The 20,678-nt window shown below is 71.6% G+C and carries 17 protein-coding genes and 1 tRNA gene; 6 read left to right on the top strand and 12 right to left on the bottom strand.

Features of this window, described 5'->3' with window-relative positions:
• The first annotated feature begins 33 nt into the window (after positions 1-33).
• On the top strand, positions 34-1,476 hold the full coding sequence (locus IAI53_RS01855; protein ID WP_187716461.1) for a putative nucleotidyltransferase substrate binding domain-containing protein: 1,443 nt from the start codon (positions 34-36) through the stop codon (positions 1,474-1,476).
• 52 nt (positions 1,477-1,528) lie between these two features.
• A complete protein-coding gene (locus IAI53_RS01850; RefSeq protein WP_187716460.1) occupies positions 1,529-4,357 on the top strand; it encodes an AMP-binding protein in 2,829 nt (942 codons plus the stop codon).
• A 68-nt stretch (positions 4,358-4,425) separates the two neighbouring features.
• Here IAI53_RS01850 and IAI53_RS18720 read toward each other — a convergent pair whose 3' ends face one another.
• The gene (locus IAI53_RS18720; RefSeq protein ID WP_187716459.1) at positions 4,426-6,027 is read right to left on the bottom strand and encodes a GGDEF domain-containing protein; all 1,602 of its coding nucleotides are present in this window, start codon (positions 6,025-6,027) and stop codon (positions 4,426-4,428) included.
• A gap of 109 nt (positions 6,028-6,136) precedes the next feature.
• On the opposite strand from IAI53_RS18720, the gene IAI53_RS01840 reads away from it, so the two are divergent.
• Positions 6,137-7,639 carry an ABC transporter substrate-binding protein gene (locus IAI53_RS01840; RefSeq protein ID WP_225433113.1) on the top strand — a complete coding sequence of 501 codons (1,503 nt, stop codon included), beginning with the start codon at positions 6,137-6,139 and terminating at the stop codon, positions 7,637-7,639.
• A gap of 51 nt (positions 7,640-7,690) precedes the next feature.
• On the opposite strand, the gene IAI53_RS01835 is transcribed toward IAI53_RS01840, so the two are convergent.
• Complete coding sequence (locus tag IAI53_RS01835; RefSeq protein ID WP_187716458.1) at positions 7,691-9,019, bottom strand: tetratricopeptide repeat protein; 1,329 nt, start codon at positions 9,017-9,019, stop codon at positions 7,691-7,693.
• A 175-nt stretch (positions 9,020-9,194) separates the two neighbouring features.
• Here IAI53_RS01835 and IAI53_RS01830 point away from each other — a divergent pair, with 175 nt between their 5' ends.
• Positions 9,195-10,988 carry a tetratricopeptide repeat protein gene (locus IAI53_RS01830; protein ID WP_187716457.1) on the top strand — a complete coding sequence of 598 codons (1,794 nt, stop codon included), beginning with the start codon at positions 9,195-9,197 and terminating at the stop codon, positions 10,986-10,988.
• Positions 10,989-11,140: 152 nt separating this feature from the next.
• Here IAI53_RS01830 and IAI53_RS01825 read toward each other — a convergent pair whose 3' ends face one another.
• Genes IAI53_RS01825 through acsA form a run of 5 tightly spaced genes read right to left on the bottom strand, consistent with a single transcriptional unit; the run spans position 11,141 to position 16,253 of the window.
• The gene (locus IAI53_RS01825; protein WP_187716456.1) at positions 11,141-11,398 is read right to left on the bottom strand and encodes an acyl carrier protein; all 258 of its coding nucleotides are present in this window, start codon (positions 11,396-11,398) and stop codon (positions 11,141-11,143) included.
• 29 nt (positions 11,399-11,427) lie between these two features.
• On the bottom strand, positions 11,428-12,519 hold the full coding sequence (locus IAI53_RS01820; protein WP_187716455.1) for a dihydrolipoamide acetyltransferase family protein: 1,092 nt from the start codon (positions 12,517-12,519) through the stop codon (positions 11,428-11,430).
• Positions 12,512-13,483 (bottom strand): alpha-ketoacid dehydrogenase subunit beta, encoded by a 972-nt coding sequence (locus tag IAI53_RS01815; protein ID WP_187716454.1) that lies wholly within the window; start codon positions 13,481-13,483, stop codon positions 12,512-12,514. The genes IAI53_RS01820 and IAI53_RS01815 overlap by 8 nt, the downstream gene beginning before the upstream one ends.
• Positions 13,480-14,484, bottom strand: coding sequence for a pyruvate dehydrogenase (acetyl-transferring) E1 component subunit alpha (gene pdhA / locus IAI53_RS01810; protein WP_187716453.1), 1,005 nt, complete (start codon positions 14,482-14,484; stop codon positions 13,480-13,482). The genes IAI53_RS01815 and pdhA overlap by 4 nt, the downstream gene beginning before the upstream one ends.
• The gene (gene acsA, locus IAI53_RS01805; protein WP_222948134.1) at positions 14,481-16,253 is read right to left on the bottom strand and encodes an acetate--CoA ligase; all 1,773 of its coding nucleotides are present in this window, start codon (positions 16,251-16,253) and stop codon (positions 14,481-14,483) included. Before acsA ends, pdhA begins: the two co-directional genes overlap by 4 nt.
• A 210-nt stretch (positions 16,254-16,463) precedes the next feature.
• On the opposite strand from acsA, the gene IAI53_RS01800 reads away from it, so the two are divergent.
• Positions 16,464-16,748 (top strand): hypothetical protein, encoded by a 285-nt coding sequence (locus IAI53_RS01800; RefSeq protein ID WP_187716451.1) that lies wholly within the window; start codon positions 16,464-16,466, stop codon positions 16,746-16,748.
• Between the two features lie 27 nt (positions 16,749-16,775).
• Here the strand turns inward: IAI53_RS01800 and IAI53_RS01795 are convergent, their stop codons facing one another.
• Positions 16,776-17,066, bottom strand: a complete 291-nt coding sequence (locus tag IAI53_RS01795; RefSeq protein ID WP_187716450.1) for a DUF3175 domain-containing protein — start codon at positions 17,064-17,066, stop codon at positions 16,776-16,778.
• Positions 17,067-17,108: 42 nt separating this feature from the next.
• Entirely contained in the window at positions 17,109-17,669 is a 561-nt protein-coding gene (locus IAI53_RS01790) for a cation efflux transmembrane domain-containing protein (protein WP_349771906.1), read from the bottom strand.
• Positions 17,670-17,844: 175 nt separating this feature from the next.
• Here IAI53_RS01790 and cadR point away from each other — a divergent pair, with 175 nt between their 5' ends.
• Complete coding sequence (gene cadR, locus IAI53_RS01785) at positions 17,845-18,297, top strand: Cd(II)/Pb(II)-responsive transcriptional regulator (protein WP_187716448.1); 453 nt, start codon at positions 17,845-17,847, stop codon at positions 18,295-18,297.
• A 43-nt stretch (positions 18,298-18,340) separates the two neighbouring features.
• Here the strand turns inward: cadR and IAI53_RS01780 are convergent.
• The 3 genes from IAI53_RS01780 to IAI53_RS01770 all read right to left on the bottom strand — a co-directional run bounded on the left by IAI53_RS01780 (position 18,341) and on the right by IAI53_RS01770 (position 20,677).
• A tRNA-Ala gene (locus IAI53_RS01780) sits at positions 18,341-18,416 on the bottom strand.
• Between the two features lie 75 nt (positions 18,417-18,491).
• Entirely contained in the window at positions 18,492-19,526 is a 1,035-nt protein-coding gene (locus IAI53_RS01775; RefSeq protein ID WP_187716447.1) for an L-threonylcarbamoyladenylate synthase, read from the bottom strand.
• The gene (locus IAI53_RS01770) at positions 19,523-20,677 is read right to left on the bottom strand and encodes a 5-(carboxyamino)imidazole ribonucleotide synthase (RefSeq protein ID WP_187716446.1); all 1,155 of its coding nucleotides are present in this window, start codon (positions 20,675-20,677) and stop codon (positions 19,523-19,525) included. The genes IAI53_RS01775 and IAI53_RS01770 overlap by 4 nt, the downstream gene beginning before the upstream one ends.
• Between the last annotated feature and the right edge of the window lies 1 nt (position 20,678).

Genomic DNA, 20,678 nt, shown 5'->3' with positions numbered 1-20,678 from the left:
TATAACCACTCAAACAAAAGGGGGATGCATCCGATGACCGCCGAGAATGTCTTCTTCACCCCGGTGGGCAGCCTTGCCCGGCGCAATGTGGTGACCTGCGCCGCCGACCAGCCCTTGGTGGAGGTGGCAGCCGACATGCGTCAGCGCGGCATCTCCAGCGTGGTGGCGTGCAAGGATGCCGAGCCGGTGGGCATCGTCACCGACCGCGACCTGCGCAACAAGGTGGTCGCCGCGGGCCTGGACCCACGCGAGCTGCGGGTCAGCGACGTGATGAACAGCCCGCTGGTGACCATCGGCGAGAACGAGTACCTGTTCGAGGCGCTGTTCCTGATGAGCCGGCGGCGCATCCACCGCCTGTGCGTGGTCGATGCCGACGGTCGCCTGAGCGGCATCCTCACCGACTCCGACGTGCTGCGCCTGCAGAGCCGCTCGCCCCAGCAGCTGATGCTGGAGATCGAGGAGGCCGACAGCGCCGAGGCGCTCAAGGCCCTGCACCGCAAGGTCGAGGAGCTGGTGGTGCATCTGGTCGGCACCGGCATCGACACCCGCGACCTGGTGCAGACCGTAGCCCACCTCAACGACCGCATCCTCGCGCGGCTGATCGAACTGGTGCGCTCCGAACGCTACCCGGACCTCACCAAGCGCTTCGCCTTCGTGGTGCTCGGCAGCGAGGGGCGCGGCGAGCAGACCCTGGTCACCGACCAGGACAACGCCATCATCTACGCCGACGACCTGTCCGCCGCCGAGCTCGACCGCCTGCGCGAGTTCAGCATTGACCTGATCGACACCCTGATCAGCATCGGCGTCCCGCCCTGCCCCGGCGGCATCATGGCCAAGAACGACATCTGGCGGCGCAGCCTGCGCGAGTGGAAGCAGGTGCTCGACAAGTGGCTGGCTACGCCGACGCCGGACAACATCATGTCCGGCAGCATGTTCTTCGATCTGCGCACCCTGCACGGCGACCCGGCTTTCGAGCGCGAACTGAAGACCTGCATCACCGAACAGCTGCGCGCCAACGACCTTTTCCTCGCCAGGAGCGCGGCCAATGTGGTCAAGTTCCGCCCGCCGCTGGGCTGGTTCGGCCGTGTGGTGGCGGAAAAGAAGGGCCCGCATCGCGGCAGCATCGACGTCAAGAAGGCCGGCATCTTCGCCATCACCGAAGGGGTCAAGGCCATGGCGCTGCGCGCCGGCATCGTGGACGGCGGCACCCGCGACCGCATCCTCGGCCTGTGCGAGGCCGGCGTGCTCAACGGCCAGCAGGCCGAGAACATCGTCGCCGCCTTCGACTTCCTGGTCGGCCTGCGCCTGCGCGCCCAGCTGCTCGCGCTGGAGCAGGGCCGCGAACCCAGCAACCACCTGCCGCTGGACCACCTCAACCGTATCGAGAAGGGCCGCCTGCAGCTCGCGCTGGAAGAGGTAAAGACCTTCCAGGGCTTCCTGCGCAACCGCTTCCAGCTGGCCCAGATGGGCGGCTGACCGCCGCGCGGCGCGGCTTGCCAAGCCCCGGTGCGCCTACCACACTGGGGCCATGGACAAGCCGCCCGTGCCACCGGGCGAAGCGGCGCTGATCGCCGTCATCGACGCCCTGGCGAATGAGTTGCACCCGGGCCGGCGCACCCGCACCGGCCTGGACAGCCGCCTCGACCACGATCTGGGCTTCGACAGCCTCACCCGGGTGGAGCTGCTCGCGCGACTCGAGAAGCGCTTCGGCATGGCGCTGCCCGAAGAAGAGGTGATCGGTGCCGACACCCCGCGGCAACTGCTCGCCCTGTTGCAGCGCCAGGCCCGGCGAGCGCCGGGCGCCACGACATCGCGCCCCCCCGCGGAGCGCGCCGAACGTGCCCCGCCCCCGGCACCGCCGCAGCTCGCGGTGAGCCCGCCCGGCGTCGCCCCCACGCTGCAGGCGGTGCTCGCCTGGCACGCCGCGCGCCAGCCGCAGCGCACCCATGTCACCTTCCTGCAGGCCGACGAGGCCGCCGAGACGCTCGACTACCGCGGCCTGGCCGACGCCGCCGCAGCGGCGGGCGGAGCCCTGCGCCGCGCCGGCGTCCAGCCCGGCCAGTGCGTCGCCATCATGTTGCCCTCCGGGCTGGATTTCTTTCGCTGCTTCTTCGGCACGCTGCATGCCGGCGCGGTGCCGGTGCCGCTCTACCCGCCGGCGCGCCCCGCCCTGCTGGAGGATCACCTGCGCCGCCAGGCCGGCATCCTGCGCAACTGCGAAGCGCCGGTGCTGCTCACCTTCGACGCGGTGCGCCCGCTCGCCCGCCTGCTGCCCGGTCTCGCCCCGGCGCTGCGCCAGGTGCTCACCCCGGCCGACCTGCTGGGCGGCGCGGGCACGCCGGCAGCGCCGGTGGCGCAGAACCCGGACGACCTGGCGCTGATCCAGTACACCTCCGGCTCCACCGGCCAGCCGAAGGGCGTGGCACTCACCCACGCCAACCTGCTGGCCAACATCCGCGCCTGGGGCCAGGCCCTGCGCCTGGATGCCGGCGACGTTGCGGTCAGCTGGCTGCCGCTGTACCACGACATGGGCCTGATCGGCGCCTGGCTGGGCGCGCTGTACCAGGGCTACCCGCTGGTGCTGATGTCGCCGCTCGACTTCCTCGCCCGTCCCGAGCGCTGGCTGTGGGCCATCCACCGCTACCGCGGCACGGTCAGCGCCGCCCCCAACTTCGCCTTCGAACTGTGCGTGCGCCGCCTGGCCGACGTGGATCTGGACGGGCTGGATCTGTCCACCTGGCGTTTCGCCGCCAATGGCGCCGAGCCGGTCAGCCCGGCCACGCTCGAGCGCTTTGCCGAGCGCTTCGCGCCCTACGGCTTCGCCCCGGAGACGCTGGCGCCGGTATACGGGCTGGCCGAATGCACGGTCGGCCTGACCGTCACCCCGCCAGGCCGCGGCCCGCGCATCGACCGCATCCGCCGCGAGCCCTTCGCCACCGCCTCACGTGCCGAAGCGGCCGACGCCGCCGACCCCGCCGCCTTGCGCTTCGTCTCCTGCGGCCTGCCGCTGCCCGGCCACGAACTGCGCGTGGTCGATGCCGACGACCGCGCGCTGGACGAACGCACAGTCGGCCGCCTGCAGTTCCGCGGCCCGTCGGCCACCGCCGGCTACTACCGCAACCCGGGCGCCAGCGCCGCGCTGTTCCATGGCGACTGGCTGGACACCGGCGACTTCGCCTACCTCGCCGAGGGCGAGCTCTACCTGTGCGGGCGTGCCAAGGAGATGATCATCCGCGGCGGGCGCAACGTGTATCCCTACGAACTGGAACAGGCCGCCGGCGAGCTGCCCGGCGTGCGCAAGGGCTGCGTGGCCGCCTTCGGGGTGAGCGACCCGGGCGGCGAAGGCAGCGAGCGCCTGGTGGTGGTGGCCGAAACCCGGGAACGCGGCGCCGCCGCGCGGGCGGAACTGCACAGGCGGATCGCCGCGCTGGGCAGCGATCTGCTCGGCCTGCCGCCGGACGAGGTGGTGCTGGCCCCGCCGCACACCGTGCCCAAGACCTCCAGCGGCAAGATCCGCCGTGCCGAACTGCGCAGCCGCTACCTGGCAGGCACACTGGCGCAGGCGCAGCGCGCGCCCTGGCTGCAGGTGCTCCGCCTGGCGCTGGCCGGCCTGCCCGAGCACCTGCGGCGCCACAGCGGCCGGCTTGCCGACCGTCTGCACGGTCTCTGGGCATGGGCCATGCTGGGCCTGCACCTGCCCGCCACCTTCGCCGCCCTGTGGCTGTTGCCGCGCGCCACCCAGCGCTGGACCGCCTGCCGCCTGCTGGCGCGCAGCTGCCTGCGCCTGTCGGGCTACCGCTGCGAGCGCCGCATGCTGGCGCCGCTGCCCGACGGCCCCTGCGTGCTGGTGGCCAACCACGCCAGCTATCTGGACGGCCTGGTGCTGGCCGCCATCCTGCCGCGGCAGGTGCGCTTCGTCGCCAAGGGCGAACTGGCCGGCGGCGGCCTGCTGCACGCGGTGCTGACCCGCCTCGGGACCCGTTTCGTGGACCGCCTGGATGCTCGGCGCAGCGTGGCCGACGCGCGCGAACTGGCCGACAGCGCGCGCGAGCCGCCGCCGCTGCTGTTCTTCGCCGAGGGCACCTTCGAGCGCGAGCCCGGCCTGCGCCCCTTCCGCCTGGGCGCTTTCCAGACCGCCGCCGTGGCCCGGATCCCGGTGGTGCCGCTGGCGCTCGCCGGCACCCGGCGGATGCTGCCCGACGGCGACTGGCTGCCCCACGTGGCGCCGCTGCGGCTCACCGTGTGTGCGCCACTGCCACCGGGCGGCAGCGACTGGGCTGCGCTGATCCGCCTGCGCGACGAAGCCCAGGCAGCGATCCTGGCACACTGCGGCGAACCGGCGCTGCCCGGCGCCTGAGCGCCGGCCGGGCCTTCACCAGTAGTCGGCATCGCGTATCTGCGAGGACGAGCCCGCGAGTGCCCGGTTCAGGACACCGTGCAGCCGGCCAGGTCGTCGTACAGCACCGCGCGATCGCGCCCCGTGCGCTTGGCCTCGTAGAGCGCCATGTCGGCACGCTCGAACAGATTTCTGAGCGGCGGCCAGTCCACCGCGCCGCCGGGCGCTTCATGATGGGCGCGAGCGAGGTCGAGCGCGATCTCCTCCGGCTTGAGCCACGCCACCCCCACGCTGACCGTCACCCACGGCCCACCGGCCGACGCCGCATGCGGGATCCGCAGTTCGCGCACCGCCTTGCACATGCGCTGCGCCAGATCCAGTGCGGCCTTCGCATCGGACAGGGGCAACAGCACGGCGAACTCCTCGCCGCCGTAACGTCCGACCAGTTCGCCCGCGCGTCCCACATGGGCCTGCAGCGCCGCCGCCACGCTCTTCAGGCACTGGTCGCCGGCGGGATGGCCATAGTGGTCGTTGAAATTCTTGAAATGATCGACATCGATCATCAGCAGGGACAGCGGCGTCCTGCCGCGCACCGCGAGCGCGAGCTGGAAGCGCGCCGACTCATCGATCGCGCGGCGGTTGGCCACCCCGGTCAGCGGGTCGACCCGCAATTCGGCCTCCAGCCCGCCCAGGCTGCGCTGCAGGGCCTGGGTAAGCACCCGCTCGCGCTGCCAGGCGCGGCGCAGCACCACGCCTATCACACCGGCCGAGAACAGCAGCAAGAGGCTTACCGGCAGGGTCAGGGCAAGCAGTTCGCGCCGCCGTACGTCGGCAAAGACCTCGGCGATCTCGACCGCGGACACCAGCATCCAGTCGGTGCCGAAGACCGGGCTGGCCACGGCCATCACCGCACGCCCGGATTCGTCGCGGGCGTAGAAGACCCCGCGCACGCCCTCCAGCGCCTGCACCACGGCGGTATGCCCGGCATCGAGCGGATAGGTGTAGTGCAGGACTTCGGCGTTCGCGCCGCGCGGGGCATTCAGGTAACGGGCGAGGTCGCCCTCGCGCCACACGATGCTGGAACGCGCCGTCTGGCTGGGGGTGGGCCAGGGCTCCACCAGCGGGATCAGGCCGACACGCAGGTCCTGCACCAGCCACACCGCCCCGATTGCGCGCTCGTCGTCGTACAGCGGGGCAAACACGCTCACCGAGGGAAACGCGAACACCTGCCGGGCCACCGGTTCGGACATCACCGGAACGGCCGAGGCGAGCGCCTCGCGCAGGAAGGCGGACTCGCTGTCCGGCACCCGGTCGACGCCGGGCTCGCTCACCTCGCCCAGCGCGCTCAGGTGCACCTTCCCCTGGATGTCGACGTAATGAACCGCGGTGTAATGCCCCAGTTCCTTGAGCGCGCGGAGGCGCTCGCCGACCCGCTCGCGCGCCGTCCGGTCCGCCGCACCCCGCCATTGCGCCAGCGCCGCGGCCAGCAATCCGTCCTCGACCAGCATGCCCGCATCGCGCAAGGCATCCTGGCGCCACGCATTCAGTGCGCGCAACTGCAACTGATTGATAGACTGCAGTTCGCGTTCGGCCTGGTGGCGATGGCGGTGCTCACGCTCGACATAGACCCCGTGCAGCCAGTACAGCAGACCGAACAGCAGACTCGCGACCAGCGCCGCTGCGGCGAACACGCCATTGCGGCGTGCGCGGCTGGAATCGGACGCTGAAAGGAATGCAGTGGACAAATTCGACCCGGATAATCGAGAACGACAGGTTCAGGGATTCAGCGAGGGAAACCAGATGAGCAAGACCGACTGGCGCAGCACGATGCGTATGATCGCACGCTACCTGCTGATTGCCCACCTGATGGCCGGCGCCTGGCTCGCCGGCCCTGCCAGCGCCAGGGACCAGGTGGTGTTCGGGATCACCCTCGAACCCAACAGCCTCGACCCCACCTCGGCGCCGGCGGCGGCGGTCGGTGAAGTGGTGCACTACAACGTGCTCGAAGGCCTGGTGAAGATCGAGGAGAACGGCAGCACCACGCCGCTGCTGGCCGAATCCTGGGAGATCTCCGCGGACGCGCGCCACTACAGCTTCCGGCTGCGCCGCGACGTGCGCTTCCATGACGGCCAGGCCTTCGACGCCGCGGCCGTGAAGTACTCCTTCGAACGGGCCAAGGCGCCCGACTCCGGAAACAAGTCGCGGACCAAGCTCTTCGACAACATCGAGCGCATCGACACCCCCGATCCGCACACCGTGGTGCTGGTGCTGCGTCATCGCGACCCGCACCTGCTCTACCGGCTCGGCGAGAGCCCGGCGGTCATCCTGCACCCGGCCAGCGCCGAGCGGGCAAGCACCGAACCGGTCGGCACCGGGCCCTTCCGCCTGGAACGCTGGGACAAGGGACACGCGATCACCCTGGTGAAGTGGCCGGGCTACCGCGACGCGGCATCAGTGCAGCTGCAGCGGGCGGTGTTCCGCTTCGTGAACTCCTTCGTGGACAGCACCGAACTGCCGCCGGAGGTCGACGTCTTCTTCAACTTCGCGACCAAGTCGGTGCTGCGCAACCGGCTGAACGAGCGCTATCAGGTACTGACCGGCGGGTCGAGCAGCAAGACGCTGCTCGCCCTCAACAACCGCCACCCGCCGCTCGACGACCTGCGCGTGCGCCAGGCGATCAGCCATGCCATCGACCGCGCCGCGGTGATCCACCAGGTGCTGGAAGGGCGCGGCGATCCGATCGGCAGCCATTACTCCCCCACCGAGGACGGATACCTGCACCTGGCAGACCGCTACCCCTACGACCCGGTGCGCGCCAGGGCGCTGCTGGCCGAAGCCGGCGTCGAGGGCCGCCTGAGGCTGAAACTGAGCCTGCCGCCGACGCCGTACGCGCGCGACGGTGGCAAGGTCGTCGCCCAGCAGCTCGCCGCGGCTGGCATCGACGTCGACATCGAACTGGTCAGCTGGCCGGACTGGCTGAACGGCGCCTTCCAGGGCAGGTTCGAGATGACGCTGATCAACCACGTCGAACCGCTGGACTACGACATCTACACCGACCCGTCCTATTACTTCGGTTACGACAATGCCGATTTCCGCGCCCTGGTCGAAGCCCACCGCAACGCCGTGAACCCGCGCCAGCGCAACCGCCTGCTGGCGGACATCCAGCGCAAACTGGCCGACGACGCGGTGAACGCCTGGCTCTACGCCCCGCAGGTGTCCACCGTCGCGCGCAAGGGCCTGGAAGGCCTGTGGGTGAACTACCCGATCTACGTGCACGATCTCGCCGCGCTCCGGTGGCGTTGAAGGCGGGCCGGCCGTACCTGGCCGGCCCGCCGGGCAGGACGGGGCGTCCCTTCAAGCGGCCAGCGGCTGCGCCTCGCTGCGTTCGAGCAGCAGGCGGGCGAGCGGGCTGGCGGGACGCAGGTCGCTGCGCTCGGCGGCCAGCGCCTCGGCCAGCGCGACCTCGCCGCCGCGCTGCGCGGCTTCCAGCAAGGTGAGGTCGATGATGTCGCGCTGCGCGTGGCTGCCACCGAAACGCTGGGCGATCGGGCGCAGGTCGCGCAGCAGGCCGGCCGCCCGGCGGTAGTCGCCGTCGACGAAGGCGAGGATCGCCCGGCACAGCGGATGGCCGACCTCGCGGGTGAACGCGGCGTTGTCGTCGGTGCGCGCCATCGTCGCCTGCTGCGCGGCCAGCAGCGCCTCCACCAGGTCGCCGCGCCCGGCACCGGCGAAAGCCATCGCCGCGTGCGCGTCGTTGAACGCGTAGTTGCCCGCCGCGGCGAACGGCGCCCAGTTCTCCGCCACCGCGTCCCAGCGGCTACCCAGCGGCACGCGCTGCAGCTGCAGGCGCCACAGCAGGGCGGAGGCGTCGATCAGGTCGAGCGCCATCGGCGAGCGTTCGCCGAACACCTCGCGGTCGAACATCGCCAGCACGGTGTCGAACTCGCAGCGGTCGTAGTGGAACAGCGCCAGGTGCCACCAGTTGTGCACCTTGAAGAAGCAATCCTCGGCCCAGGCCGCGCTGTCGCTGCGCAGCCAGGCGATGCCATCGCGCGTGCAGTTCTGCATCTCCATCACATGCGCCACCGCATGCCAGGCCCAGGCGTCGTGCCGTTCGAGCTCCACCGCGCGGCGCCCGGCGGCCTCGGCGCGCAGGTAGTCGGCGGTCTCCTCCAGGCCGAAGGCGTGCATGCCGAGCAGCGCGTGGTAGCCGGGCACCGATTCGTTCCAGGCCGGCAGGGCGCGGGCGATGCGGTCGCGCAGCATGCGCGAGTGGCCGGTGTAGAAGTCGATCAGGTGTCCGGCCAGCAGGGCCAGCAGGTCGCGCGGCTCGGCAATGCTGACATCTTCCAGCACGCGCCCGGCGCGCTGCCAGTGGCCGTCGAGGACGTGGCCGATGGCCGCGACATGGCCGCGCTCGCGCTCGCTCGCCGCCCAGCGCGCGGCAAGCGCATGCGATTCGCGCGCCACCGGCAGCCCAGCCGGCTCGGTGCCGAGCAGGTGCAGCCAGGCGCGCAAGGCGTGGGCCATGGCGAAACCGGGCGCGGCGGCGATGGCGCGGTCCACGCTGGCCACCGGGTCGGCGCGGTAGCACAGCAGTTCGGCCACGGCCTGTTCATAGTGCGGCAGCGCCTCCTGGGTGGCGCCGGTGAGCGTCAGGCCACGGATGTCTCGGATCTGCATGAGTGGTTCTCCTCTCGGTTCTCGGGGTGGATGCGGAGCCGGAGCGGCCCCGTCACCCGTATAGGCGTGAGGCGACGCCTTACGATGTGAGGCGGCCCGCGCCTGGCCGTGAGGCGGACGGCGTCTAGAATGATTCAGGCGCCCCGCAAGGCTCCGGCGCCGCAGGAGAGCGTTGATGTCCGCGCACGGCCCGACCCTGGCAGTACTGCCCTTCCAGACCGCCGACGACGGCGACGGCGAGGCGCTGCTCGCCCAGGGCCTGCTGGAGGACGTCTGCGGCGAGCTGAGCCGTTTTCCGACGCTGCAGGTGATCTCCTGGATGTCCGGGCTGGCGGTCGCAGACCTGCCCGATCCGGAAGTCGCCCACCGGCTGCAGGCCAGCCACGTGCTGCGCGGACGCCTGCGGCGCGCGGGCGAACGGCTGCGCGTGACCGCCACGCTGGTCGAGGCCGACAGCGGCACGCAGATCTGGCGCGAGCAGTTCGAGGCGCCTGCCGAGGCCCCCTTCGAACTGCAGGACGAGATCGTCGCGCGCATCGCCGCCACCTTCGCCGCCCGCCTGGAAGAGCGCCTGCTGAGTGCGGCGCAGGGCAAGCCCACCGACAAGCTGGCGGCCTACGAGGCCACGCTGCGCGGCATGATGCTGCTGCGCCGGGGCACGCTGGAGGCCGATACCGCCGCGCGTGTGCTGTTCGAGCACGCGCTGGCCATCGACCCGCTCTACGCCCGCGCGCACGGCGGGCTGTCGCTGTCCTGGTTCAACGAGTGGAGCTGCCAGCTGTGGGAGCACTACGAGACCAACGCGCGCCAGGCTTACGCGCACGCCCACCGCGCGCTGGACCTCGACGACCGCGACCCGCTGCTGCACCTGGTGATCGGCCGCATCCAGCTCTACCGGCGCGAGTACGACCTCGCCGCGTGGTACTTCGACCGCGCGCTGGCGCTATGCCCCAACGACGCGGACATGCTGATCCAGCTCGCCCTGTGCGAGACCTTCCTCGGCCGCCCGGAAGTGGGCGTGACCCACGCGCACAAGGCGATGCGCCTGAACCCCTACCACCCCACCGCCTACTACGCCTACGCGGCGATGGCGCACTTCTCCGCCCAGGACCTGGAAGCCGCGCTGGCCGCCGGCAAGCGCGCCGCCGACCTGCCGATCGTCGACACCCCGGCCTATCTCGCGGTCGCGCTGGCCTACCTCGGGCGCAGCGACGAGGCGCAACGCTACCTGGCCGACTACCAGCACGCCTTCCGCGAGCGCATCACCCGCGGCCGCGAGCCCACGCCCGGCGAAGCCTTTCGCTGGCTGCTGGCGGTCAACCCCTACCGCCGCGCGGAAGACCAGGACTTCCTGCGCGAAGGCTTCCGCCTGCTCGGCATCGACACCGACGGCCCGACGCCAGTCGCCGAGGCGACCGAGGCCACACCCGCGCCGGAGCTCTTCGCGCGGCGCGGCGACGCCTGGCTGCTGCGTTTTCGCGGGCGCGAGTCCATCGTCGCCGACATGAAGGGTCTGCACGACATCCGCCGCCTGCTCGAGCGCCCGGGCGACGAACTGCACTGCCTGGACCTGGCCGACCGTGCCGCCGAGTCCTACGCCGGCGAGCGCGTACTGGACGCCGGTGCGCGGCGCAGCGTGCAGGCGCGCATCCGCGAGCTGCAGGAGGAACTGGCCGAGGCCGAGGACGCCAACGACCTCGGGCGCAGCGAGCGGCTGCGCGGCGAACTGGACGAACTGCTCGACGCCCTCGCCCGCGCCCTCGGCCTGGGCGGGCGCAACCGCCGCCTGGGCAGCCTGGCGGAGCGCGCGCGCAGCACGGTGACTTGGCGCATCCGCCACGCGGTGCGCAAGCTGCACGAGGTGCACCAGCCGCTCGGCCGCCACCTGGAGAACAGCCTGCGCACCGGCACCTTCTGCGCCTACCGCCCGGAGCAGCCGGTCGCCTGGCGCTTCGACGCCGGCGCTTAGTCAGGCAGCGCCGGATCCGCCTGCGGACGATGGTAGGAGCGGCCTTGGCCGCGATGCGGCGCTTGTTTCCTCTCAGGCCGCATCGCGGCCAAGACCGCTCCTACGGGGGGATGCAGGACGGACCCATACGCCGACCCGCCAGCACGAAACCATCACGCCCGCCGCTGCTTCAGGTAGCCGATCAGGTCGGCCAGGGTGACGAGGCGGCCGTAGTCCGCCTCGGGGATGTCCACCGCCAGCTCGCGGCTGATGCCGACCAGGAAGTTCAGCCAGTCCATCGAGTCGAGATCCACCTGCCTGCGCAGCGGACGGTCGTCGCTCAGCGCGCCTTCCTCCAGCTCCGGGGCGATGCGGCGCAGGATGCCGATCACCTGCGCGCGCAGCCGTGCGTCGTCGAGAGTGCTGCCCATCGCTCGTCTCCTCCCTGCGCCGGCGGCGCTCAAAGCTCCTCGGGGTGCTGCAGGCGCTCGCGCAGTTCGGCCAGGAACAGCGCGCCGCGGTGGCCGTCGGAAACGCGGTGGTCGGCGGCCAGGCTGGCCACCACCGTGGGCAGCGCGAGGAGCGCGCCGTCCTCCACCCAGGGACGCAGCGCCACACGCCCGAAGCCGACCAGCGCGACCTGCGGCGGGTAGATCACGCCCATCACCGCCTCGACGCCTTCGTCGCCAAGGTTGGTCACCGTGACCGTCGGATCGGCGATCTCCGAGCTGCGCAGCGAGCCCGCCCGGGTGCGCCGCACCAGGTCGGCAAGCTCGCCCATCAGTTGGTCCAGCGACTTGGCGCGCACATCGTGCAGCGCCGGCGCCACCAGCCCGCCGCCGCGCATCGCGATCGCCACGCCGACGTGCGCCGCGGCGCCCGGCACGAAGCGGCCGTCGCGGAAATGACCGTTCAGTTCGGGGTACTCGGCCAGCGCCAGGGCCACCGCCTTGATCTGCAGCACCGCCATCAGCAGGCGGCGCTCGATCGGCCGGCCCTCGTTGGCCTGCGCGAGCCAGCGCTGCGCGCGGGCCATGGGGATGGTCTCGAGCAGGTAGTAATGCGGGATCTCGCGCTTGGCGCGGCTCATCGCCGCGGCGATCACCCCGCGCATGGCGGCCTGCCGGTCGCGCCCGGCCTCCGCGGCCGGGCGGGGCGCGGCGGCGGCTTCGACGTCGGCAAGGGTCACCGCCCCGCCCGCGCCGCTGCCCTTGAGCCGGGCCGCATCCACGCCCAGCGCCTCGGCGCGCTTGCGTGCGGCCGGCGAGATGCGCGCCCGCCCGGGCGGGCGGGGGCGCAGCTCGCCGGGCTGCTCGCCCGGTTCGAGCAGGGTCGCCAGCACCGTGCCCACCGGGATGCGCTCGCCGGGTTCGACCAGCAGTTCGAACACCGTGCCGTCCTGCCAGATCTCCACGTCGATCGCCGCCTTGGCGGTATCGACCACCGCCACCACCTGCCCCTTGCGCACCGCGTCGCCCGGCTTCACCGTCCATTCGAGCAGCTTGCCCGCGTCCATGTCGGCGCCTAGCGAGGGCAGGCGGAACTCAAACATTCAGCGTCTCCCTGACCGCCGTGACGATGTCTGCGACCTGCGGCAGCGCCGCATCCTCCAGGTGCTTGGCGTAGGGGATCGGCACCTCCTCGCTGCACACCCGCAGCGGCGGGGCGTCGAGATCGTAGAAGCACTGCTCGACGATGCGCGCCATCACCTCGGCGGCCAGGCTGCCGCTGCGCCAGCCCTCGTCGACGATCACCGCGCGGTGCGTGCGGCGCACCGAGTTGGCGATGGTGTCCGCATCCAGCGGGCGCAGCACGCGCAGATCAACCACCTCGACGTCGAGCCCCTCGCCAGCGAGCTGCGTGGCCGCCTCCAGCGCCTTGGGCAGGCAGCCGCCGTAGGTGATCAGGCTCAGTTGCGTGCCCGGACGGCGGATCGCGGCGCGCTCGATGTCGCAGCGCCAGTCGCCGGCCAGCTCGTCCTCCAGGTTGTACAGCAGGGCGTGCTCGAAGATCACCACCGGGTCGGGATCGGCGAGCGCCGGGGCTAGCATGCCGCGCGCGTCGGCCACGGTAGCCGGGGCGAGCACGCGGATGCCGGGAATGTGCGCGTACCAGTTCTCCAGGCTGTGCGAGTGCTGGGCGGCGAGCTGGCGGCCGGCGCCGGTGGCCATGCGGATCACCAGCGGCACCGAGAACTGCCCGCCGGACATGTGGCGCAGCAGCGCCGCACTGTTGACGATCTGGTCGAGCGCCAGCAGGCTGAAATTGACCGTCATGATCTCGACGATAGGCCGCATGCCGCCGAGCGCCGCGCCGATGCCGGCGCCGACGAAGCCGAGTTCCGACAGCGGGGTGTCGCGGATGCGCTCGCCGCCGAACTCGTCGATGAAGCCCTTGGACACCGCATAGGTGCCGCCGTAGCGCCCCACGTCCTCGCCCATCAGGAACACGCGCGGGTCGCCGCTCAGCGCCTCGTGCAGCGCCTGGCGCATGGCCTCGCGATAGCTCGTCCTCATGGCGCGCTCCCCGGGGTGGTGACGTCGCGGAGCAGATCGGCCTCGGGCTCCCAGGGCGCGGCCTCGGCAAACGCCACCGCCGCCTCGACCTCGCGCCCGGCCTCGGCATCGAGCGCCAGGAACTGCGCCTCGGTGAGCTCGCCCGCGGCCTTCAGGCGGGCCGAGAAGCCGTGGATCGGCCCGCGCGCCTTCCAGGCTTCCACTTCGGCCTTGTCGCGATAGAGTTCGGGGTCGAACATCGAATGGGCGCGGAAGCGGTAGGTCTGCAGTTCCACGAAACAGGGCCCGCCGCCCTCGCGCACCTGCCCGGCTGCGCGGCGCGTGGCCTCCTGCACCGCGAGCACGTCCATGCCGTCGGCGCACAGCGTGGGCACCTTGTAGCTCGCGGCCTTGGCGCACAGGTCGGTCTGCGACTCCGAACGCGCCAGCGCGGTGCCCATGGCGTAGAGGTTGTTCTCGCACAGGAACAGCACCGGCAGCCGCCACAGCGCGGCGAGGTTGATGCCCTCGTGGAAGGCGCCTTCGGCCATCGCCCCCTCGCCGAAGAAGCAGGCGGTGACGCGCCGGACGCCCTGCATGCGATCGGCCAGCGCGAGCCCCACCGCCAGCGGCAGGCCGCCGCCGACGATCGCGCTGCCGCCGTAAAAGCGCCGCGCTGCGTCGAACAGGTGCATCGAGCCGCCGCGCCCGCGCGAGCAGCCGGCGGCCTTGCCGTACATCTCGGCCATGATCGCGGTCATCGGCACGCCGCGCAGCAGGGCGTGGCCGTGTTCGCGGTAGGTGGCGACCACGTTGTCGTCGGGCGCCAGCACGTGCATCGCCCCGGTCGCGCAGGCCTCCTCGCCGATGTACAGATGCAGGAAGCCGCGGATCTTGCCCGCGCCGTAGAGCTCGGCGCACTTCTCCTCCATGCGGCGGATGCGCAGCATGTCGGCGAGCAGGCGCAGCGCTGGCGGCAACGGCTCGCCGGCAGCCGCTTTCGGTTTGCGCCGTGCAGTCATGCGCCGCCCTCCAGCGTGGACAGGTCGCCTTCCGGCAGACCGAGTTCGCGCGCCTTCAACAGCCGGCGCATGATCTTGCCGCTGCGGGTGCGCGGCAGCGTGGCGGCGAAGTCGATCTCCTTCGGCGCCACCGCCGCGCCCAGCCGGCGGCGTGCGTGGGCGAGCAGTTCGGCGCGCAGCGCCTCGCCGGGTTCGACGCCCTGGCGCAGCGAGACGAAGGCCTTGACCACCTCGCCGAGCATGGGGTCGGGCTTGCCGATCACCCCCGCCTCGGCCACCGCCGGGTGCTCCATCAGCACGCTCTCGACCTCGAAGGGCCCGATCAGGTGGCCGGCCGACTTGATCACGTCGTCGCTGCGGCCGACGAACCAGAAATAGCCGTCGGCATCGCGCCGCGCCAGGTCGCCGGTGAGGTACCAGTCGCCGCTGAAGCACTGGCGGTAGCGCGCCTCGTTGTCCAGGTAGCCGCGCAGCATCGACGGCCAGCCGCGGCGCAAGGCGAGTTCGCCTTCGACGTCGGGCGCCGCGACCGGCTCGACCGCGCCGTCCGCGGTGCGCCGCACGATCGCCGCCTCCACGCCGGGCAGCGGCAGCCCCATGGAGCCGGGCTTGATGTCGAGCGCGGGCAGGTTGGCGATCATGATCCCGCCGGTTTCGGTCTGCCACCAGTTGTCGTGGATCGGCAGGCCGAGCACCTCCTGGCCCCACCACACCGCCTCCGGGTTGAGCGGCTCGCCCACGCTGGCGACGAAACGCAGCTGCGGAAAGGCGAAGCGGCGCGCCAGCTCGGCGCCGGCCTTCATCAGCATGCGGACCGCGGTCGGCGCGGTGTACCAAACGCTGACCTGCTGCGCCTGCAGGATGCGATACCAGCGCTCGGCGTCGAAGTCCTCCTCGTCGATGATGGACGTCACCCCGTGCAGCAGCGGCGCGACGATGCCGTAGGAGGTGCCGGTGACCCAGCCCGGGTCGGCGGTGCACCAGAACACGTCATCCGCGTGCAGGTCGAGCGCATAGCGCCCGCTCATCCAGTGCATCAGCAGCGCGCCGTGCACATGCATCGCGCCCTTGGGCGTGCCGGTGGTGCCGCTGGTGAAATGCAGCAGGGCGAGCTCGTCGGGCGCGGTGGCCACCGTGTCGAAGCGCTCGGTGGCCTGCGCCATCAGGCGCGCCAGGTCCTCGGTGCCGGGCGGACAGTCCCCCTCACCGTCCTCCTCATCGCGCACCAACAGCACGTGGCGCAGCGTCGCCAGCTGCCCGCGCACCGGCGCCACCTTGCGGCGATACAGCGACTCGGTGGTCACCAGCACCGCGCCGCGGCCGAGATTGACGCGGGTGGCCACCGGCTCTGGGCCGAAGGCGGAGAACAGCGGCGACACCACGCAGCCGGCGCGCAGCCCGCCGAGTACCGCCACGTAGAGTTCCGGGATCCGCCCGCTGAGCACGAACACCCGCTCGCCACGCCGCACGCCGAGCGCCGCGAGCACGTTGGCGAAACGCGCGGTCTGCGCCGCGAGCTCGCGGTAGCTCATGTCGCGCTGGCGCGCGCGGCCGACAAAGCGCAACGCGATGCGCTCGCCCGCCGCCCCCTCGGCATGACGCACCACCGCTTCGTGGGCGATGTTGAGCGCGCCGCCGGGCAACCCGGCGAGCGCCGCGCGCACCATGTCCCACGAGAAATCGCGGCAAGTGGCCGCATAGTCGAGCAGGTTGGGCGCCACGCGCAGCGCGTCCGCATTCTTGCGGATGATCGACGGTCGATCCACCATGCCCTCCCCCTATTGGCGCCTGCAGCCCGTTCTCGCTGCGGGCCTGCGGCGCGCATTGCACCGGGCAGCGCCCTGCCTGCATTCAGCATAGACGCTGCGCAAGGCGGGGCGACAGTGACGCGCGCAGCACGCCAGGGCGCCGTCTATCCTGAACACTGGCGGCCATTCCCGCCGCCGCACCCGGATGAGCCCGCCGAAGGAGAGCGCTTCATGCCCCCCGTGATCCCGCAGACGCCGCCCAACTACGACAGCACGCGCATCATCGAACGACCCGACGGCTTCTACTGGCAGGACAAGGCCAGCGGCGCGGAATTCGGCCCCTTCGCCACCCTGCTCGAAGCGGTCACCGACGTGCAGTCCACCGACGTCGAGGAAGACCTGGAGGTGGGCGAGAGCCTGGCGGAAGCCGAGGACGAAGTCGGCATCGCCGAATGGATAGACCCGGACACCGGCCTGCCCGCGGAGGGGCCGGGTCCGCGGATCGAGGACGGCTGACGTCGCCGCCGGAGGGCGCGACCTCCGTCACACCCGACGGCGGGGACGACCGTAGAGCGCGCGCAGCTCGTCCTTGGCGGCTTCGAGGCGGTCACGCCGTTCGGCCGTCAGCCGCGAGCCGGCGCGGTTGATGTAGAAGTTCAGCATCGACATGGCCGACCGGAAGGGATCGGTACGGCGCGTGCTGCTCGCCTCGGCCGAGCGCGCCAGCGAGCGGGCAATCTCGCGCGGATCCTGCAGCGCGAAGACGCCCGGTTCCAGATCCAGCGCATGGCTCCTTTCCGTGACCTTCTGCGACCAGCGTGCGTCATGCTTCATCCCGGCCTTCCCCAAACGAGCCAGGCACGCCTCGTCACCGGCTCAAGCAGCGGCGATCGTGGCCTGTGCGGCGATCTCGCTGCGGGCCTGGCGCACCACGCTGTGCCCGGCCGACAGCGCCAGCCCGGCAATCACCCCTGCCACCAGCAGATCCGGCCACGCCGATCCGCTGCCCATCACCCCGAGCGCCGCCGCGCCGACCGCCACGTTGGCGATCGCGTCGTTACGGCTGCACAGCCACACCGAGCGCATGTTGGCGTCACCTTCACGGTAGGCATAGAGCAGCGCCGCGACAACAAGGTTGGCGAACAGCGCCAGCATTGCGATGACGCCCATCGTCACCGGCTCGGGCGGCACCCCATGCACCGCCGCCCAGGCGGTCTTGCCGAGCACGAACACCCCATAGGCGGCCATCGTGAGCCCCTTGACCAGCGCGGCGCGCGCCCGCCACAACAGGCCCATCGACAGCACCGCCAGGGACAGGCCGTAGTTGGCCGCATCGCCGGCAAAATCGACCGCATCGGCCAGCAGCGAAACCGAGCCCGACTTCAGCCCGCCGACGATCTCCACCCCGAACATCAGCGCGTTGATCACCAGCGCCACCCACAAGGCGCGGCGAAACCGCGGACTGACACGGGTCGCCGGCGCCGAACATCCCCCCGAACAACATGCGGACATCTCTTTCCTCCATCGTCGCAACTTCGATGCAGCGATTTGAAACCCTGGAGCAACTCCAGGGTCAAGCGCTAGACTGGGCACGACAGAACAGGAGCCCCCCATGCGCATCGGCGAGTTGTCCCGCAGCACCGGCGTGGACGTCGACACCATCCGCTACTGCGAGAAAGCCGGCCTGCTGCCGCCGCCGACGCGCGCGCCGAACGGCTACCGCGACTACGGCACGCCGCAGCTCGAACGCCTGGCCTTCATCCGCCACTGCCGCGCGCTCGACATGCCCCTGGCCGAGATCGCCCGCCTGCTCGACTTCGTCGCCCACCCCCAGGCCGACTGCGGCGACATCAACCAGCTGATCGACGCCCAGCTCGCCCGGGTGCGCGCACGCCTGCAGTCGCTGCGCGCACTGGAAAACCAGCTCGCCGCCCTGCGCGCGCGCTGCGACACCGGCCACCTGGCCGCGGACTGCGGCATCCTGCAGGAGCTGGTCTCGGCCGCGCACGGCGAGGCTTGTGCCTGTCATGCAGCGGGGGCGGAAGTGGGGGAAAGTTCGCGGTAGACGCAAGAAAGCCAGAGTCTTGCGACTCTGGCTTTCTGGTATCTGGTGGACCGAAGGAGGATCGAACTCCCGACCTCCGCATTGCGAACGCGGCGCTCTCCCAGCTGAGCTATCGGCCCTTGAGGCGGCGAATTATAGCCACACGCCCGGTCGATTGGAAGTCCCAAGTTGGACCACCCGGTTTCGCTCGGGCCTCAGGTCTCGTCCGCCTCGCCGGAACCGACCGCAGCGCGGCCCAGGCGGTCGGCGATGGCAGACCAGGCGGGATCGGCCGGCGGGGCTTCGACCAGGATGAAATCGGCGCCCAGCGCGTCGAGCGCGCGCAGGTGGGCGTAGAGGTCGTGAGCGTAGATTGCCGGGTCGGCGCCGGCGGCGATCCAGGTGAAGCGGCTGTCGCCGGGGTCGGCACAGCCGTGGGCGAGCACCGCCACCCGGCTGCCCTCGCCGGCCAGCTCGGCGGCCTCTTCGACCAGCAAGGCCGCAGGCAGCAGGCGCAGCGGGGTGGACGGGGCGTAGTGGGCGGCGAGCGAACCGGAGACGCGCGGGGTGTCGACAGTCTCCTCGGCCGGCGCCGCAGCTTCGCCGCGCACCTTCGGCCGGCGGCCGATGACGCGGGCGATGTCCTCGGCGGTGATCGCGCCGGGGCGCAGGATCTCCGGCTCGTCGCGCGACAGGTCGAGGATGGTGGATTCGATGCCGACCTGGCAGGGGCCGCCGTCGAGGATCAGGTCCACGCGCTCGCCGAGTTCCTGCTCCACGTGCGCGGCGGTGGTCGGGCTGATACGCCCGAAGCGGTTGGCGCTGGGCGCGGCGATGCCGGAATCGAAGGCGGCCAGCAGGGCGAGCGCCACCGGATGATTGGGCACGCGCAGGCCGACGGTGTCCTGCCCGCCGGTGACCGCGTCGGGCACGTCCTCCTCGCGCGGCAGGATCAGCGTGAGCGGGCCGGGCCAGAAGGCGCGCGCCAGCGCGAGCGCCTCCTTGGGGATGCGGCGCGCCCAGCGCGGCAGGTGTTCGGCCGAGGGCAGATGGACGATCAGCGGGTGGTCGGCCGGGCGGCCCTTGGCGGCGAAGATGGCGGCCGTGGCGACCGGATCGAGCGCGTCGGCGCCAAGTCCATACACGGTTTCGGTAGGCAGGGCGACCAGCTTGCCCGCGCGCAGCAGCGCCGCGGCACGGGCAATGTTGTCCGCCGTGGGCGCGGCGATGCGTCCCGGCACAGCGCTCATTCGTCGCGGATGCCGATGGCCGCGCGTGCGGCCATGGCGCGTTCCAGCACTGCGGCGGGGTCGTCGCCGATCACCGTGAAGTGACCCATCTTGCGGCCCGGGCGGGCGTGGTGCTTGCCATACAGGTGCAGGCGCAGGCCGGGCACGGCGTGCAGCACCGACCAGTCCGGCTCGCGATACTTGCCGTCGTGCGCGCCGCCCTCGTACCACAGCTCGCCGAGCAGGTTCACCATGACCGCGGCCGAGTGCTGGCGCGGCTCGCCCAGCGGCAGGCCGGTGAGCGCCCTCACCTGCTGGTCGTACTGGCTGGTGACGCAGGCATCGATGGTGTGGTGGCCGCTGTTGTGCGGGCGCGGGGCCATCTCGTTGACCACCAGCTCGCCGCGGGTGACGAAGAACTCCACCCCCAGGGTGCCGACATAGCCGAGCCTGGCGGCAATCTGCTCGGCAACCTGCTGGGCATTGTCGGCCAGGCAGGCGGAAGCGCGCGCCGGGGCGATGGTGACGTCCAGGATGCCGTGGCGGTGGCTGTTCTCGCCGGTCGGGAAGGCGCGCACCTCGCCGGCGGCGCTGCGCGCGAGCACCACCGAGACTTCGTAGTCGAGCGGCAGCAGCTTCTCCAGCACGCAGGCTTCGCGGTTGAAGCCGTGGAAGGCGGCGAGCGCCTCCTCGCGGCTGGCGACGCGCGCCTGGCCCTTGCCGTCGTAGCCGAAGCGCGCCACCTTGAGCACGCCGGGGAACAGGGCGGCGTTGGCCTCGGCGATGTCCTCGTCGCTGCGGATCGCGGCGAAGGGGCCGTGCGGCAGGCCGTTGTCGGCGAGGAAGCTCTTCTCGGCGATGCGGTTCTGGCACACGCCGACCGCAGCGGCCGACGGATGCACCGGGATGAACTTGGCCAGGTAGTCCAGCGTGCCGGCCGGCACGTTCTCGAACTCGGTGGTCACCGCGGCGCATTCGGCGGCCAGCTGGTCGAGCGCGGCGAAGTCCTCGTAGGCGGCCACCAGATGGCGGTCGGCGATCTGGCCGGCGGGGCTGTGCGGGTCCGGGTCCAGCACCCAGACCTTGTAGCCCATCTCGTGGGCGGCGGAAACGAAGAAGCGGCCGAGCTGGCCGCCTCCGAGCATGCCGAGGGTGGCGGGGGGCAGGATCATC

This window comes from Thauera sedimentorum, from assembly GCF_014489115.1.
Lineage (GTDB): Bacteria > Pseudomonadota > Gammaproteobacteria > Burkholderiales > Rhodocyclaceae > Pseudothauera > Pseudothauera sedimentorum.
Note: the sequence above shows the minus strand (reverse complement) of the source record. Positions and strands in the feature narration are given on the sequence as shown.

Bases quoted from the DNA above. Each gene is read 5' to 3' on its own strand.
- IAI53_RS01830 (WP_187716457.1), top strand. From the start codon at position 9,195: ATGTCCGCGCACGGCCCGACCCTGGCAGTACTGCCCTTCCAGACCGCC.
- IAI53_RS01850 (WP_187716460.1), top strand. From the start codon at position 1,529: ATGGACAAGCCGCCCGTGCCACCGGGCGAAGCGGCGCTGATCGCCGTC.
- IAI53_RS01795 (WP_187716450.1), bottom strand. From the start codon at position 17,066: ATGAAGCATGACGCACGCTGGTCGCAGAAGGTCACGGAAAGGAGCCAT.
- IAI53_RS01835 (WP_187716458.1), bottom strand. From the start codon at position 9,019: ATGCAGATCCGAGACATCCGTGGCCTGACGCTCACCGGCGCCACCCAG.
- IAI53_RS01855 (WP_187716461.1), top strand. From the start codon at position 34: ATGACCGCCGAGAATGTCTTCTTCACCCCGGTGGGCAGCCTTGCCCGG.
- IAI53_RS01815 (WP_187716454.1), bottom strand. From the start codon at position 13,483: ATGAGGACGAGCTATCGCGAGGCCATGCGCCAGGCGCTGCACGAGGCG.
- acsA (WP_222948134.1), bottom strand. From the start codon at position 16,253: ATGGTGGATCGACCGTCGATCATCCGCAAGAATGCGGACGCGCTGCGC.
- IAI53_RS01820 (WP_187716455.1), bottom strand. From the start codon at position 12,519: ATGTTTGAGTTCCGCCTGCCCTCGCTAGGCGCCGACATGGACGCGGGC.
- IAI53_RS01775 (WP_187716447.1), bottom strand. From the start codon at position 19,526: ATGAGCGCTGTGCCGGGACGCATCGCCGCGCCCACGGCGGACAACATT.
- IAI53_RS01770 (WP_187716446.1), bottom strand. From the start codon at position 20,677: ATGATCCTGCCCCCCGCCACCCTCGGCATGCTCGGAGGCGGCCAGCTC.
- IAI53_RS01840 (WP_225433113.1), top strand. From the start codon at position 6,137: ATGAGCAAGACCGACTGGCGCAGCACGATGCGTATGATCGCACGCTAC.
- IAI53_RS01825 (WP_187716456.1), bottom strand. From the start codon at position 11,398: ATGGGCAGCACTCTCGACGACGCACGGCTGCGCGCGCAGGTGATCGGC.
- pdhA (WP_187716453.1), bottom strand. From the start codon at position 14,484: ATGACTGCACGGCGCAAACCGAAAGCGGCTGCCGGCGAGCCGTTGCCG.
- cadR (WP_187716448.1), top strand. From the start codon at position 17,845: ATGCGCATCGGCGAGTTGTCCCGCAGCACCGGCGTGGACGTCGACACC.
- IAI53_RS01800 (WP_187716451.1), top strand. From the start codon at position 16,464: ATGCCCCCCGTGATCCCGCAGACGCCGCCCAACTACGACAGCACGCGC.